The following is a 15,024-nucleotide window of genomic DNA, read 5'->3' on the forward strand; positions in this document are numbered from 1 at the left end:
GCGGATGCCGCGCTCAGCGGCCGAGGGCGTCCAAAGCTTCCTCGATGACCGAGACGACGGCGTCCGGAGCAGCATGCGGCACCGCATGGCTGGTCGAGACCTCGGTCACGGCTGCGTCCGCGCGCGCCGCCATGTCACGCTGCGCCTCGACCTGGATGTGCTTGTCGAGCGTGGCAAGCACGTACCAGGCGGGCAGCTCCGCCCACGCAGGCTTGGCCGTGGTCTCCGTGAAGATCGCGTCCGCGGAGACCCGATTGTCGTCCTCGCGCGCCTCCCAGATCTCGTCAGGTACATCCCAGGCGAGCGCCTCGCGCGCCTCGGGGCGATCACTCGGGACCCACTCGCCCTGCGGGCCGCGTGTCATGAATGACGACACCTCAGCGGCGGGGTAGGAGTTCACGATGCGTTGCACCGACTCCCCCTCGTCCGGGGCGAAGGCGGCGACGTAGACAAGGCCGCGCACGCGCTTGTGGTGTCCCGCGTTGGTGATGACCGCGCCGCCATAGGAGTGGCCGACGAGCAGCACGTCATCATCGATGGAGTCGATGATCGCGTGCACGCGCTCAACGTCGGAATACAGGGACTGCGACGGATTGTCAGCGGCCGTGGCGGCGATGCCGCGCTCGGCGAGGCGGGGGAGGACGTAGGACCAGCTGCGCTCGGAGCCGCCTGCCCCATGGACGAGGACGACGTGCATGATGTGATCCCTTTCGTGTTCGTGGAAGGCCGGATGCTCAGCGCCGCGGCGAATCCGGAGCGCACTCCAGGCTCAGCCACAATTCGAAGCAGTTGCTGCGGGTCAGGCTGGCGGCGCCGATGCTGGCCCGGCCTACGGCGCCCACTTCCGGGCCGAAGACCTGGAGGTAGAGCTCGGTGGCGCCATTGGACACCTCGTTGAGTTGGTCGAAACCGGGCTCGCACAAGATGAAGCACAGCGCTCGGGACAGCCCCACCACATTGTCGAGCGATCCAATCGCGTACCGGATCATGCCGAGGCTCTGGATCGCCGTGAGGCGTGCGGCGGCTCGGGCTTGGTCGGGGGTGATATCGCGGCCGACTCGGCCGGGATGCAGCTGCTCGCCTGAGCGGCTCTCAGGTGTCATGCCGCTGAATTCAACGAGCAAGCCGATGCGGTGGAATGCCTTGAGGCCGTCGCCGTAGCGGCCTCCGTAGGGTGGGTTGGCGTAATCCGGGATCTCGAGGCCCAGCTCGCGGACGCGCTCTTCAGGGGTGCTCATGCCGGGTTCATCGGGCCGGCAGCAGGATCGCGGGTGCGGGCGAGGCCTCGCGGCCTTCGAAGGGAATCGGCTGGCACACCAGGTAATAGTCGCCGGCCTCCGCAGAGGCGAGGTTCGCGTTCTCAAGGATCACGGTTCCGGCGTTGCAGAGGATCACATGCGTGGGCCACAGCGTCGTGTGATCCGGCGCCTCCATGGTCATGTAGTCGATTGCGGCGAACACCACGCCATGGTCGGCAAGCCACTTGGCGCCGGTAGGGCCGAGCCCTACCCAGTTCGGGCTCTTCTCGTTGCGGGTGAGCGCGTCGGTCGAGTTGCGGGTCTTGAACAGCAGCCGCGTGGCTCCTTGTGCGCCAGCGGCCTCGAGGTCCTGTGCCGTGATCTCGCGTTCGACGTGGCGCAGGTCGAGAACGCGGGCGGGCCCGACGGTGCGCTCAATCGGCAGGGCGTCGACGGTGGTGCCGCCTTTGACGAAGTGGCTCGGCGCGTCGACGTGGGTGCCGGTGTGGGCGCCGATAAGCCAGCGCGACACCTCACTCGGGTTGGTCTCAGTGATCTCCTCGACCATCTCGTAAGTGGGACGCCGTCCCCAGTGCAGCATCTCGGGGTGGACGGGGATGCTGAGGTCGATGATGTCGCTCATGAGTGCTCTTCCCGTGCGGTTCAGCGGTAGACGACGTAGAACTTGCGGACGGGTTCGATGACCTCCCACACGCCCGTCCACCCGATGGGGTAGTAGGCGACGCTGCCTGCGGTGAGTTCGACGGGCGCGCCGCCGTCCTGGGTGACGACCATGCGGCCCGCGAGGATGTGCACGATCTCGCCGCGGGTGAGGAACTCCCACCGGGAGGTGCCCGGGTCGCTTTCCCAGATGCTGGAGACGATGGTGCGGGTGTCGTTCGCGAATGCAACGGCGCTGCGCACGAGGATCTCCCCGCTGAGCGGCTCGGCGCTCGGTGGCGAAAGGGGCTTTTGCTCGAGCTCGGCGACGCCGAGGTCTGCGGGGCGGAGGGTCTGCGTCATGATCGCAGTATACGCATCATGGATCCTCATCACGTTATATTGGATCCATTCAATCGAGTAGGGATCGCCAGGAGGTGCGATGAACCCCCGTGACCGGGTGAGCGAGGCGTATCGGCGCCCAGGGCGCAGGCCGCTGTGACGTCGCGGGCTATCGCTGGCCAGCCGGTGCGCGAGCACGCGCACGCCGATCCGCTCGCCGTCGTCGGGCGCCCGCGCCGACTCGTGCCGCTGGTGCTCGGCCACGAGCCGATTCCGGAGGCCGTCTCGCTCGAGGGCGGCAGCGCCTCCCGCCAATTGCGTGAGCCGGTGACCGCCGCAGCGATCGAGTTCGACAGGGGATGGCTCCTCGTCGATGGAGGATTCTCGCCCGCCGTGCACGATCCCGCGCATCGGGCGTCGTTCGTCTATGGCGGCTACGCGCCCATCGTGCCATCGGGCGACCCGCTGTGCGAGCAGCTGGATGCGGCCGGGCTCGAGCTCGACCGACTTGCGGGCCTGCTGCTCTCGCACGCTCACTTCGACCACACCGGCGGTGCCCGGCTGCTCAGTGAGCACCGGCCGCTGCTCCTGCAGCGGCGCGAGTGGGAGTATGTGATCGGAGTCGACGACGCACGCTCGGAGTTCGTGTTCCCCGACGACCTGATCCGCCCGGACCTCTCTGTCGTGCTGATCGACGGCGATGCGGTCATCGCGCCGGGGGTCAGCGTGCTCGATACGGCGGGGCATACCCCGGGACACCAGTCCGTCGTCGTCGACTTGCCGGGGCATACGGTCGTGCTCGCCGGCGACGCCGCCGACCTTCGCGCCAACATCGAGCTCCGTGCCGCCACGGGCTCGACTGTCGCGCCAGACGGGAGGGCCGCCGCGCGCGCAGCGATCACTCGCCTCGCCGACCTCGACGCCTCATCAGGGACGACCGTGTGGCCGTCGCATGACCCTGACTGGGGTCCGTGGCGCGATGTCGTCGAGCCTCGGGCATAAGGGGGCGCGCATGCCGCCGACAGAGTTTACGCAGCGAGACGGCGCCGAAATCCGGGGGAAACGGGGTCCGCTGAGACTGTTCGTGAAATACCTGTCGATCGACAGAAACCTGCACAGCAGTTCACCCCGCCCCGCTCCTCCGCCCCGAACCCCTGAAGGGACCTTCCCATGACGTCGCCGTCCCCTTCGCTCGGCAGCACCACGGGCCGCGCGCACCACGAGGCCACCGACCTCGCCCAATTCGGCTATTCGCAGGAGCTGCACCGCCGCGTCGGCAGCTTCGCCTCCTTCGCCGCCGGTTTCTCCTTCGTCTCCATCCTGACGACCGTCTTCCAGCTGTTCTTCCTCGGCTACGGCTTCGGTGGAGCGGCGTTCTTCTGGACCTGGCCGGTCGTCTTCGCCGGCCAGCTCCTCGTCGCGCTGAACTTCTCGACGCTCGCAGCCCGCTTCCCGATCTCCGGCGCGATCTTCCAGTGGTCGTCGCGGCTCGCAGGGCCCAGCTTCGGGTGGTTTACCGGCTGGGTCATGATCATCGCCCAGATCCTCACCGTCGCGGCCGCCGCCATCGCCCTGCAGGCCGTGCTTCCGACCGTCTGGACCGGATTCCAGCTGGTCGGCGGCTCGGGGGCGGACTCCTCGCCGACCTCGCCGACCGGTGCCGCGAATGCCGTGGTGCTCGGCATCCTGCTGCTGGCGGTCACGACGGCCATCAACGTCATCGGCGTCCGGGTCATGTCGATCGTCAACTCCACCGGCGTCGTGCTCGAGATCATCGGTGTCGTGGTCATCGTCGTGACGCTCTTCCTGCACTCGCGCCGGGGCTTCGGCGCTCTCTTCGACACCTCGGGTGCTGCACCGCACCCCGGTCAGTCCTACCTGTGGCCGTGGCTCGCCTCCGCGCTCATGGCCGCGTACGTCATGGTCGGATTCGACTCGGCTGGTGAGCTCTCGGAGGAGACGCACGCGCCGCGCCGCACCACGCCGCGCACGATCCTGCGTGCGCTCCTCGTCTCGGGCGCAGGTGGTCTGCTGCTGCTCATGGCCGCGATCTTCGCCGCCCCGAGCCTCGATGACGGCAATCTCTCATCGATCGGCTTGCCCTGGGTGCTCACGAGTGTCATGGGCCCGGTCGGCGGACGCATCCTGCTCGTCGACGTCGCGATCGCCGTGTGCGTGTGCACGCTCGCAGTCCAGACGAGCGGTTCCCGCATGGTGTACTCCATGGCCAGGCAGAAGGCGCTGCCGTTCAATCGGGTGCTCGGCCGGGTGTCGCCCCGCACCGGCACGCCCATCGTCACGTCCATCGTCGTCGGCGTCGGTGCGGCGCTCGTGCTGCTCGCAGACATCGGCCAGAGCGCACTGTTCACCGCGCTGACGAGCCTGTGCATCGCCATGCTCTATCTCGCATACCTCGGGGTAACGGTTCCGCTGCTCATCGAGCGCATTCGTGAGGCGCGCGGGGGCGGCAGAGTGCACGGCGTCGACGAGCACGGCAAGCCGCTCTTCTCACTCGGTCGCTGGGGCATCGCGATCAACGCGCTCGCCATCGTCTACCAGGTGCTGATGGTCGTGAACCTCGCCTGGCCGCGCTCGGCCGTCTACGACCTCACCGGGCACACCTGGTGGCTCCAGTGGAGCGCTCTGCTGTTCATCGGCCTCACCCTCGTCGTCGGCGCGCTCGTGCACGTGCGCAATCTGCAACGAGATGGCCGGCTGGCGCTCCGCGAGCTCGCGCCATCGGTGATGCCCGGCGACATCGACCCCGCCTGACGAGGGCGCACAGAACTAGGAGAGAGAGGATGCCGGTGGCCATCACCGCTGACGAGCACGAAACCGACACCGTGTACGCGGCGCGCGCCGACGCGCGTGCCCAGGGGGCGAAGGTCGCTGAGGCGATGCCGTATCTGCCCGCCTCCAGCAGTCCCTTCGTGCCGGCCGGGGTCGACCCCGAGACGCTGGTGTGGGCGGAGACGGTGGCGGCCGGCGGCTACACGCACAAGGCGGTGGCGCGCGGAACCCGCCTGCGGCTCGAGGACGTGAGCGGTGAGGCATGCGCTCACCTGCTCGTGTACAACGCCCTTGAGCCGTGGGAGCGCATCAACGTCGCCGACACGCAGAAGATCCCCTGGCAGGCCTACCTCGGTGCGGGGCATCCGCTCCTCTCGGGCGATGGTCGCGTGCTCGCCACCATCGTGAGCGATGACAGCGGGCACCACGACGCGTTCTGCGGCACGTCGACGCTCGAGCGCAACCTGCGCAGGTACGGCGCCGGCACGGCGGACAGCGCCGCTCCGGCGGGGCGCGAGCTCTTCACGCTCGCGGCGGCCAAGCACGGGCTGGCCCCCCGGGATCTCGCGCCGAGCGTGTCGTTCTTCAAGGGCGTGCAGGTTCAACCCGACGGCGCACTCGAGTGGCGCGGCGCGGCCGGCGCCGGGGCAGCCGTGGAACTCGTGGCCGAGCTGCCGCTCATCGTGCTGATCGCGAATGTGCCGCATCCGATCGATCCGCGACCCGAGTACGTGAGCGGGCTGCTGCGCGTGCACGCGTGGCGCTCGCGCCCGACCGCGCCCGACGACCCGGTCTGGACCGTCTCACCCGAGCGCACGCGCGCCTATCTCAACACCGCCGACTATGCAGGAGCACGAGGACTGTGACCGCCGTCAGCCAGCTCGCGGGCAGGAGCACCGCCGTCGGATACCTCACCGTCGAGTCCGAGCGCCTGCTCGACCCCGCCGCCTATGCCCCAGGCACGGTGCTCGAGCCGGGCGAGCCGCTCGTGTCAGGGGAGGTGGTGCTCGACGAGTTCGTCGCCGCCCGCACGGCGTGGTCAGCGGTCGTGCGCGCCGGCGACGTGCTCACCATCGTCGACGTCGGTGCCAATCAATCAGGCGATTGCCTGATCTACAGCGCCGAGAACACCGCGGAGCGCTACAGCGTGCCCGACACGATCGTCGGAAACGGGAACGTGTACCTGGATACCGGCAGCGTGCTCTACAGCACGGAGGGTCGGCCCCTCGCGACCGTCGTCGGCAATGAGATCGCCCGGCAGGACACCATCGGCGGAGCGTGCAGCAAGGAGTCGAACACGCTGCGCTACGGCCATCACACCTTCGCCGAGCATGGCTGTCGCGAGAGCTTTCTCAGCGAGGCATCCCGTTACGGCCTCGGCGTGCGCGATCTCACCAGCAACATCAACTGGTTCATGAACGTGCCGGTCGAGCCGGACGGCTCACTCGGCATCGTCGATGGGATGTCGGCTCCCGGCAAGCGCGTCGCGATCCGGGCCGAGCGCGACGTGCTCGTCCTCGTCAGCAACTGCCCGCAGATGAACAATCCCTGCAACGACTTCAATCCCACCCCGCTGCGCATGGTGGTCACGCGGCCCGGTGGGGCGGCATGACGGGGCTTCCGGGAGCCGCGTTCGACACCGTGCTGGTGGCCAACCGGGGTGAGATCGCGCGCCGCGTCATCCGCACCGCACGGCGTCTCGGCCTGCGCACGGTAGCCGTCTACTCGGACGCCGACCGCGCAGCGCCGCATGTGCGCGAAGCCGACGCAGCGGTGCGGATCGGGCCTGCGCCAGCTCGGGACTCCTATCTGGATGCGGCGGCGATCCTGGCCGCGGCGCGCGCCACGGGCGCGGGCGCGATCCACCCCGGTTACGGATTCCTCAGCGAGAACGCCGACTTCGCCCGCGCGGTCGAGGCGGCCGGTCTCGTCTTCGTCGGTCCGGCACCGGAGCACCTCGAGGCGTTCGGCAGCAAGCACACCGCCCGCGAACTGGCGATGTCCGCCGGTGTTCCGCTGATGCCCGGCACGGGGCTGCTCGAGTCCGCCGACGAGGCGGCGAATGCGGCCGAGCGCATCGGCCTGCCCGTCATGGTCAAGGCCAGCGGCGGTGGTGGCGGCATCGGCATGCGCGCGTGCACCACCGTCGAGGACGTGCGCGAGGCCTTCGACGCCGTGGAACGCCTCGCGCGGGCGAGCTTCGGCACCGGCGGCGTCTTCCTCGAACGGCTGGTGCGGCCGGCTCGGCACGTCGAGGTGCAGGTCTTCGGCGATGGCCGAGGTGGCGTGGCGGTGCTGGGCGACCGGGACTGCTCGCTGCAGCGGCGCAACCAGAAGGTGGTCGAGGAGGCGCCGGCGCCGGCGCTGCCCGACGCGGTGCGTGCCCAGCTTCACGCGTCGGCGCGTGCGCTCGCGGCATCCGTTGCCTACCGCTCGGCCGGCACCGTCGAGTTCGTCTACGACCCGGGCAGGCAGGAGGCGAGCTTCCTCGAGGTGAACGCGCGACTGCAGGTCGAGCACCCGGTGACCGAGCAGGTCTTCGGCGTGGACCTGGTCGAGTGGATGCTGCGGCTCGCCGCTCTCGGACCCGACGGCGTCGCTGAGCAGCTGACCCGACCGCTCACCCCGCGCGGCAGCGCTGTCGAGGCGCGAGTCTATGCGGAGGACCCGAATCAGGGCGGCAGGCCTTCCTCTGGCCTGGTCACGCGGGCCGAGCTGCCCGAGCTACCGGGCGTGCGCGTCGACGGCTGGATCGAGACCGGCCTCGAGGTCACCCCGCACTACGACCCGTTGCTCGCCAAGGTCATCGCGACGGGCGATGATCGCGACGCCGCTTTCGCCCTCGTGAGGCGCGGGCTCGCCGCCGCACGGATCGACGGCGTGCAGACCAATCTCGGGTTGCTGCGTTCCGTCGTCGCGACGCCGGAGGTGCTCGGCGCGACGCACTCGACCTCCACGCTCGACGGCGCGGTCGATCCTGAGCCGCGGATCGAGGTGATCGCGGGCGGCACCATGACGACCGTGCAGGACTGGCCCGGCCGTATCGGCTACTGGTCGGTGGGTGTGCCGCCGAGCGGGCCGATGGACGAAGTGTCACTGCGCGAGGCCAACCGCGCGGTGGGAAATCCCGAGGGAGCTACCGCGCTCGAGTGCACCATCACCGGCCCCACTCTGCGATTCTCGGCCGCAGCCCAGATCTGCCTCACCGGCGCTGCCACTCCCGCCGAACTCGACGGCCGCCCTGTCGCGTTCTGGGAGCCCGTCGAGGTACCGGCGGGCGGCACGCTCACCCTCGGAACGGCGCCAGGGCCGGGGATGCGCAGCTATCTCGCGGTCCGCGGGGGATTCGACGTCCCGGAGTATCTCGGAAGCGCGGCCACGTTCACGCTGGGGCGGTTCGGCGGCCACGCGGGCCGGGCCCTCGCCGCGGGCGATGTGCTGCGCGCCGGGGATGCGAGTGCGCTTCCGACCCCGGGCGGCCCGACCGCGGCCGATTGCATCCCGCGCTTCACGCACGCGTGGCGCATCGGGGTGACCGAGGGGCCGCACGCAGCACCGGAGTTCTTCACCCGCGCGGACATCGACGAGCTCTACGCCACCGACTACGAAGTGCACTTCAACTCGGCGCGCACCGGTGTCCGCCTCATCGGCCCCAGGCCGGGCTGGGCGCGCCGGGACGGCGGGGAGGCGGGGCTGCACCCGTCGAACATCCACGACACTCCGTACGCGGTGGGCGCGCTCGACTTCACCGGCGACACCCCGATCATCCTGGGCCCAGACGGCCCGAGCCTCGGCGGCTTCGTCTGCCCCGTTGTGGTCGCAAGCGGAGAGCTGTGGAAGGTCGGGCAGCTGCGGCCGGGCGACACTGTGCGCTTCGTGCCGGTGCGCGAAGCGGAGGCGGCGGCCCTGCGCGAGCGCCGTGCCGCTCCTGCCCTGATCGGCGCGGGCGGCGACGGGGACGACGGCGTCATTGGCCGCATGGCCGAGCAGCCCGGCAGACCCAGCGTCACCTATCGGCGCGACGGCGACGACAACGTGCTCGTCGAGTACGGCGAGCAGACACTCGACCTCGGGCTGCGTATGCGGGTGCACGCCCTTGCGACGGCCCTCGAGCAGCACCTGCCCCCCGGCGTCCTGGACATCACGCCCGGCATCCGTTCGCTTCAGGTGCACACGGATGCCGCGCGACTGCGCGCCCACTCGCTGACCGGGCTGCTGCGCGAGCTCGAGGTCACGTTGCCCGCCACGGGCGAGCTCGCGGTACCGTCGCGCACAGTGCGGCTGCCGCTGTCATGGGACGACCCTGCCACGCGTCTGGCGATCGAGCGCTACATGAACGGCGTGCGCTCTGACGCACCGTGGACGCCGTGGAACATCGAGTTCATCCGCCGCATCAACGGCCTGGAGACGGTCGAGGACGTGCGTCGTACGGTCTTCGACGCGAGCTACCTGGTGCTCGGCCTCGGCGACGTCTACCTCGGTGCTCCGGTGGCGACCCCGCTCGACCCGCGCCACCGGCTGGTGACGACGAAGTACAACCCGGCGCGCACCTGGACCGCCGAGAACTCGGTCGGAATCGGCGGCGCCTACCTGTGCATCTATGGCATGGAGGGTCCGGGCGGATATCAGTTCGTCGGCCGCACCGTGCAGGTGTGGAACCGTTATCGGCGCGGTGGCCTGTTCACCGACCGCCCGTGGGCGCTGCGCTTCTTCGACCGCATCGAGTGGTACCCCGTCGAGGCGGACGAGCTGCTGGAACTGCGTGCGGAGGTCGATGCCGGTCGTGGGGAGTTCGCGACCGCGGACGGCACTTTCTCGCTCGGGGAGTATGAGCGCTTCCTCACAGATAACGCGGCGTCGATCACGGCGTTCCGGCGGCTTCAGGCGCAGGCATTCGCCGAGGAGCGGGAGCGTTGGCGGCTCGCCGGGGAGTTCGATGTGCGACCGGAGCCGGAACCGGGGCCCGTCGCCTCGGAGGACGGCCCCACTGCTCCGGCGGGTGCGACAGCGGTGGAAGCGCCGTTCGTGGCCAGCGTCTGGCAGATCGACAAGCGCCCGGGCGACCGGGTGGAGAGAGGAGACAGGCTGATGTCTGTGGAGGCGATGAAGATGGAGACGACAGTCGCTGCGCCGGTTTCGGGCACAGTGCTGGGGATCTATGTCGGGGTGGGTGAGCAGGTCGCCGCCGGTCGCCTGCTCGCCGCGATCGAGGCCGAGCGATGAGCGCCACGGCCGTCTCGCGCGTCGAATCCGCCTACCGCGACATCGAGCGCAGCGGTCGCCCGGAGGTGTGGATCGCTCTCCGCGAACGCGACGCTGCGCTCGCCGAGGCCGCGTCCGTCGACGCCCGCGTCGACGCAGGCGAGCGGCTGCCGCTGGCCGGCCTGGTCGCTGCGGTCAAGGACAACATCGATGTCGCCGGACTGCCCACCACGGCCGGGGCAGCCTCATACCGGTATCTGCCCGATACGGATGCCACGGCCGTCGCGCGGCTTCGCGCCGCGGGCGCGGTGGTGCTCGGCAAGACCAATCTCGACCAGTTCGCCACGGGGCTGGTGGGCACCCGCAGCCCGTTCGGCGCGGTACGCAACGCATGGGACGAATCCCGGATCTCGGGAGGATCCAGCTCGGGATCCGCGGTCGCCGTCGCTCTCGGCCTCGTCGATCTCGCCCTCGGAACGGACACCGCAGGCTCGGGCCGCGTTCCGGCTGCGCTCAATGGCATCGTCGGGGTGAAACCTACGCGTGGGCTCGTGCCGACGACGGGCGTGGTGCCGGCCTGCCGGTCGATCGACGTCGTGACCGTGTTCGCCCGGTCGCGGAGACTGGCGAGCCTCGCCGTCGGCCTCATGTCCGGCAAAGACGGGATCGACCCGCTCGCCCGCGCACTGCCGGCCCTCGCCCCGGCGTTGTCGCCTGTGCCACGCGTCGCCGTCCCGCTTCCCACCCAGTTGGAGGGCCTCGCTGCCGGATGGAAGGAGGCCTTCGCTGCGGTAGTCGCGCAGCTCGCTGCCGGCGGAGTGGAGGTCGTCGAGACCGATATCTCCCCGCTCCTGGAGGCGGCGACCCTTCTTTATGGCGGAGCCTTCGTGGCCGAGCGCTACGCAGCGGTCGGTGCCCACCTTGAGGCGAACAGGGAGCTGATCGGAGACGATCTCGACCCGACTGTTGCGGCGATCGTGCTCGCCGGCGCCGCGCCCACCGCCGCGCAGTACTACGCGGATCGCGAGCGCCTGGATGTGCTGGGAGCGCAAGCCGAGGCCGCTCTCGCCGGTGTCGACGCACTGCTCACCCCGACGACCACCTGGCATCCCACCCTCTCCGAGGTCGCGGCGGATCCTGTCGGCGCCAATAGCCGCATGGGGCGCTATACCAACTTTGCGAACCTGCTCGACAAGTCGGCCATCTCGGTGCCGGCCGGAACGGTCGACGGGTTGCCGTTCGGGGTGATGCTCACGGGTCCGGCGTTCGCGGATGCCGCCCTGGCCGCCCTGGCCGATCGCATCGAGCAGTCGGAGGTGGAGCTTCTCGTCGTCGGCGCGCACCTCAGTGGTCAGCCGCTCAATCACGAGCTGCGCTCGGCGGGTGCCGTGCTCGTGGGACCGGTCGAGACCGCCCCCGAGTACCGGCTGTATGAGCTCGACACCGTGCCGCGCAAGCCCGGTCTCGTTCGCGCGCCGGGCGGACGGGAGATCAGCGGTGAGCTGTGGCGGGTGCCGGTAGCGGGCTTCGGTCGTCTGGTAGCGGGCATTCCGGCTCCGCTCGGCATCGGCAAGGTCCTCCTGGCCGACGGGAGCATCGTCCCCGGGTTCATCTGCGAGCCTGAGGCCGTCCAGCACGCCAGGGAGATCACCGCGCATGGCGGCTGGCTCGCCTGGCTGGAGTCTTCGGCGGCCCCTGTCGGCTGAGCGACGGGGTGGGACGATGTCATCCGTGGCCTCTTCGCGTTCTCCCGTGTCTCGTTCGGGACGCCCCCGGGTGCGTCCTGTCATCGACACCGCGCTCTCGGCGAGAGAGCAGATCCTCGAGGCCGCAGCGGCGCTGTTCGCCGAAGCAGGCGTCGCGGCTACGACGACGCGCGCGATCGCGGATCGAGTCGGAATGCGTCAGGCCTCGCTCTACTACCACTTCGCAAGCAAGGATGAGATTCTGCTCGAATTGCTGAGCCGCTCTGTGCGTCCCAGCCTGGAGTACGCGATGGCCTTGCTGGATGTGGCGCATGCCGCGGAGGATCCGGCCGGCGGTCTTTACGCCCTGGCGTTGCGTGACGTGCGCACCCTCGCCGATGCGCCGCACAACATCGCGAGTCTGTATCTGATGCCCGAGGTGCAGCAACCGCAGTACGACGAATTTCGCGCCGAGCGCTCGGAACTGCAGGCAGTGTACGGGCGCCTTGCGGCGAGCGTCTCCGGACAGGACGCCGCCCTGATGGGCGCGCTGGTGATGCAGCTCGTCGAGTCCGTGATCCCGCTGCGTCGTGACGGTGTGTTCGATGAGGGACTCACCCACCCGATCGCGGAAGCCGTGCTGCGCACGACCGGGCTCGCCGCGCCAGACATCGCTCGCGCCCGCCAGGCTGCTGGGCCGCTTTCCGCTGCTCTCGCGGAAATCCGCTAGTACGCGGAAGAGCTCACTCGCGGATGATCCTCTTGTGGTCCGGCTGGAAGCCGTGCTCGACGCCCCAGAGGATCGCGTGCGAGCGGTTCGCGACACCGATGCGGCGATAGCAGCTGCGGATATACGACTTGACCGAGTTGATCGACAGTCGGGTGCGCGCGGCGATCTCGGCGTTGCTCAGCCCCTGCGTGATGAGCGCCAGCATCTCGGACTCGCGCTGGGTCAGCCCCTCCTGCCGGCCCGGCCAGTCACCGACGAGCGCCGTCGACGACCCGGTCGGGGCCGGGTGGATGCGGCGCTCGCCGGTGTGCACGGCGAGCAGTGCGGCCACCAGCTCGCGTGCGGCCAGGCCCTTCGAGATATACCCGGCCGCGCCGTTCGTCAGGGCGGCGGTGACCAGGTGGTCGTTGAGGTCCCACGAGTACACGACGACCTTGCCCGCGCGCGGATCCTGGGTCAGCGCCTTCACGTCGTCGTGGTCGCCGGGGGTCGCGGCGAAGGTGTCGTAGAGGGCGATGTCGGCGGGACGCTCGAGGTCGGTGCCGGCGTCGAGCTCGACCACTTCGAAGGTGTCGCGATAGCCGTCCAGCATGGCGGCGAGCCCTTTGACGACGACCTCGTAGTCGTTGATCAGTGCGATGCGGATGGGTGTCACATTTCGATCTTAAGAGGGAGGCAATACACCCCTGGGGGTGGGGTGCTGCAGCCCCGTGCGCCGTATCGTCGACGCAATGGGAACGTTGACGTATGCGGGTATCGACTACCGGATCGACGACCGTGTGCTCGCGCATCTGAAGATCGCGATCGCGGCGAAGCTCAGGGTGGGCGAGGCGTTCTTGCTCAACTGGCAGATCCCGACGGAGGAAGGCTCCGGGCGCATCAGCCTGTGGATCGCGCCCTCCATCCCGATGGCGTTCCGCTTCAGCGGCTCGAAGCCGCCCGAGATGAACCGGCGCTGGCTCGACGCCCTCGCGCGCTCGTCGCACGGCATCCGCGGAATGGTCGTGATGGACGAGGCGCAGGCCGTGGACTACGTCGCGCGGGCCGGGTCGCCGTCGGCGCCGTAGGGACAGGCGGCCGGCGCCCAACCGCCTAGAGTCGCCATCATGACGCTCGACGAGCTGCGCGCGGCGATCAAGGCGGATCCCGAGAACGCGGCGATGACGGATGCCGGCTGGGAGCCGCTCTACACGGCAGGCCCTCGAGCCCGCATCGTCGTGGTCGGGCAGGCGCCCGGCCGGAAGGCGCAGGAAGCAGGCGTTCCCTGGCGCGACGCCAGCGGGGCGAAGCTGTGCGACTGGCTCGGCGTGAGCGACGCGCAGTTCCACGACCCCGAGCAGTTCGCGATCGTGCCCATGGACTTCTACTACCCGGGCAAGGGCCCGCGGGGCTCGGGGGATCTGCCGCCTCGGGCGGGGTTCGCCGCGAAGTGGCATCCGTTGATCCTCGCCGACATGCCCGAGGTGCGGCTCACTGTGCTCGTGGGCGCCTACGCGCAGAAGTTCTACCTCGGCGGCCGGCGCGGGAAGACGCTCACGGAGACCGTGCGGGGGTGGCGATCGTATCTGCCGTACGTCCCGCTCGTGCATCCGTCGCCGCTCAACTTCCGCTGGCAGGCGCGCAACCCCTGGTTCGCCGACGAGCTCGTGCCCGAGCTGCGGTCGGCCGTCGCGGCGGCGCTCGCGTGAGCTCGATGAGCGACGGGGCGGCGATCGACGAGCTGGTGGCGCGCATTCGGGCGCTCGCCGCAGAACGCCCTCGCGTGCTCATCGGCATTGCCGGCGCGCCGGGTGCGGGCAAGTCGACGCTCGCTCTCGCGCTCGCCGAGGGGCTCGGCGAGCGCGGTCTCGGCGGTCTCGGCGGCTTCGGTGCCGACGAGGTGGCGATCGTCCCGATGGACGGCTTCCACCTCGCCGACGTGACGCTCGAGCGGCAGGGGTCGCTCGCGCGCAAGGGCGCACTCGACACCTTCGACGGCGACGGCTACGTCGCGGCGCTGCGGCGGCTTCGGGAGCCGGGCCCGCGACCGGTGTACCTGCCCGGCTTCGAGCGCGAGCTCGAGCAGCCGATCGCCGCGGCGGTGGCGGTCGGGCCGGGCGTGCGGGTGGTGCTCACCGAGGGCAACTACCTGCTCGTCGGCGACGAGCCGTGGCGCGAGGTCGCCGGTTTGCTCGACGAGTGCTGGTATGTCGAAGCCGACGACGAACTGCGGCGGGAACGGCTCGTCGATCGGCACGTGCGGTTCAGCAAGTCGCTCGAGCATGCGCGCCGCTGGGTCGCCGAGGTCGATGAGCGGAACGCAGGGCTCGTGCGGGCGACGCGCGGCCGCGCCGATCTCGTCGTCGTCGGCCTCTAGTCGTCGGGCCCTCGGGCGGAT

General features: G+C 70.0%; 15 protein-coding genes. 10 read left to right on the forward strand and 5 right to left on the reverse strand.

Annotation, left to right across the window (positions count from 1 at the left end):
- Positions 1–13: 13 nt before the first annotated feature.
- From ABD708_RS03170 to ABD708_RS03185, 4 genes are read right to left on the reverse strand one after another with little or no spacing between them, the layout of a single operon-like run.
- Complete coding sequence (locus ABD708_RS03170; protein ID WP_344751829.1) at positions 14–697, reverse strand: alpha/beta hydrolase; 684 nt, start codon at positions 695–697, stop codon at positions 14–16.
- A gap of 37 nt (positions 698–734) precedes the next feature.
- A complete protein-coding gene (locus ABD708_RS03175; protein ID WP_344751830.1) occupies positions 735–1,238 on the reverse strand; it encodes a RidA family protein in 504 nt (167 codons plus the stop codon).
- Between the two features lie 7 nt (positions 1,239–1,245).
- On the reverse strand, positions 1,246–1,881 hold the full coding sequence (locus ABD708_RS03180) for a cyclase family protein (RefSeq protein ID WP_344751831.1): 636 nt from the start codon (positions 1,879–1,881) through the stop codon (positions 1,246–1,248).
- 20 nt (positions 1,882–1,901) lie between these two features.
- Positions 1,902–2,261: a cupin domain-containing protein gene (locus ABD708_RS03185; protein WP_344751832.1), complete on the reverse strand. Its 360-nt coding sequence runs from the start codon at positions 2,259–2,261 to the stop codon at positions 1,902–1,904.
- Between the two features lie 135 nt (positions 2,262–2,396).
- On the opposite strand from ABD708_RS03185, the gene ABD708_RS03190 reads away from it, so the two are divergent.
- The 7 genes from ABD708_RS03190 (at position 2,397) to ABD708_RS03220 (ending at position 12,647) form a co-directional block, all read left to right on the forward strand.
- Positions 2,397–3,242 carry an N-acyl homoserine lactonase family protein gene (locus tag ABD708_RS03190; RefSeq protein WP_344751833.1) on the forward strand — a complete coding sequence of 282 codons (846 nt, stop codon included), beginning with the start codon at positions 2,397–2,399 and terminating at the stop codon, positions 3,240–3,242.
- A gap of 168 nt (positions 3,243–3,410) precedes the next feature.
- Entirely contained in the window at positions 3,411–5,012 is a 1,602-nt protein-coding gene (locus tag ABD708_RS03195; RefSeq protein WP_344751834.1) for an APC family permease, read from the forward strand.
- Between the two features lie 35 nt (positions 5,013–5,047).
- The gene (locus ABD708_RS03200) at positions 5,048–5,896 is read left to right on the forward strand and encodes an urea amidolyase associated protein UAAP1 (RefSeq protein ID WP_344751835.1); all 849 of its coding nucleotides are present in this window, start codon (positions 5,048–5,050) and stop codon (positions 5,894–5,896) included.
- A 65-nt stretch (positions 5,897–5,961) separates the two neighbouring features.
- On the forward strand, positions 5,962–6,642 hold the full coding sequence (locus tag ABD708_RS03205; RefSeq protein ID WP_425553243.1) for an urea amidolyase associated protein UAAP2: 681 nt from the start codon (positions 5,962–5,964) through the stop codon (positions 6,640–6,642).
- Positions 6,639–10,253, forward strand: a complete 3,615-nt coding sequence (uca, locus tag ABD708_RS03210) for an urea carboxylase (RefSeq protein ID WP_344751836.1) — start codon at positions 6,639–6,641, stop codon at positions 10,251–10,253. Before ABD708_RS03205 ends, uca begins: the two co-directional genes overlap by 4 nt.
- Positions 10,250–11,938: an allophanate hydrolase gene (locus tag ABD708_RS03215; protein ID WP_344751837.1), complete on the forward strand. Its 1,689-nt coding sequence runs from the start codon at positions 10,250–10,252 to the stop codon at positions 11,936–11,938. The genes uca and ABD708_RS03215 overlap by 4 nt, the downstream gene beginning before the upstream one ends.
- A 70-nt stretch (positions 11,939–12,008) precedes the next feature.
- Positions 12,009–12,647: a TetR/AcrR family transcriptional regulator gene (locus tag ABD708_RS03220; RefSeq protein WP_344751838.1), complete on the forward strand. Its 639-nt coding sequence runs from the start codon at positions 12,009–12,011 to the stop codon at positions 12,645–12,647.
- Between the two features lie 13 nt (positions 12,648–12,660).
- On the opposite strand, the gene ABD708_RS03225 is transcribed toward ABD708_RS03220, so the two are convergent.
- A complete protein-coding gene (locus tag ABD708_RS03225; protein WP_344751839.1) occupies positions 12,661–13,302 on the reverse strand; it encodes a response regulator transcription factor in 642 nt (213 codons plus the stop codon).
- 76 nt (positions 13,303–13,378) lie between these two features.
- On the opposite strand from ABD708_RS03225, the gene ABD708_RS03230 reads away from it, so the two are divergent.
- From ABD708_RS03230 to ABD708_RS03240, 3 genes are read left to right on the forward strand one after another with little or no spacing between them, the layout of a single operon-like run.
- Positions 13,379–13,714 carry a DUF7882 family protein gene (locus ABD708_RS03230; protein ID WP_344751840.1) on the forward strand — a complete coding sequence of 112 codons (336 nt, stop codon included), beginning with the start codon at positions 13,379–13,381 and terminating at the stop codon, positions 13,712–13,714.
- 39 nt (positions 13,715–13,753) lie between these two features.
- Positions 13,754–14,335 carry a uracil-DNA glycosylase family protein gene (locus ABD708_RS03235; protein WP_344751841.1) on the forward strand — a complete coding sequence of 194 codons (582 nt, stop codon included), beginning with the start codon at positions 13,754–13,756 and terminating at the stop codon, positions 14,333–14,335.
- Between the two features lie 5 nt (positions 14,336–14,340).
- Entirely contained in the window at positions 14,341–15,003 is a 663-nt protein-coding gene (locus ABD708_RS03240; RefSeq protein ID WP_344751842.1) for a nucleoside/nucleotide kinase family protein, read from the forward strand.
- Positions 15,004–15,024 lie beyond the last annotated feature (21 nt).

Origin of the sequence: Gryllotalpicola koreensis (assembly GCF_039538185.1) — a bacterium.
GTDB lineage: Bacteria > Actinomycetota > Actinomycetes > Actinomycetales > Microbacteriaceae > Gryllotalpicola > Gryllotalpicola koreensis.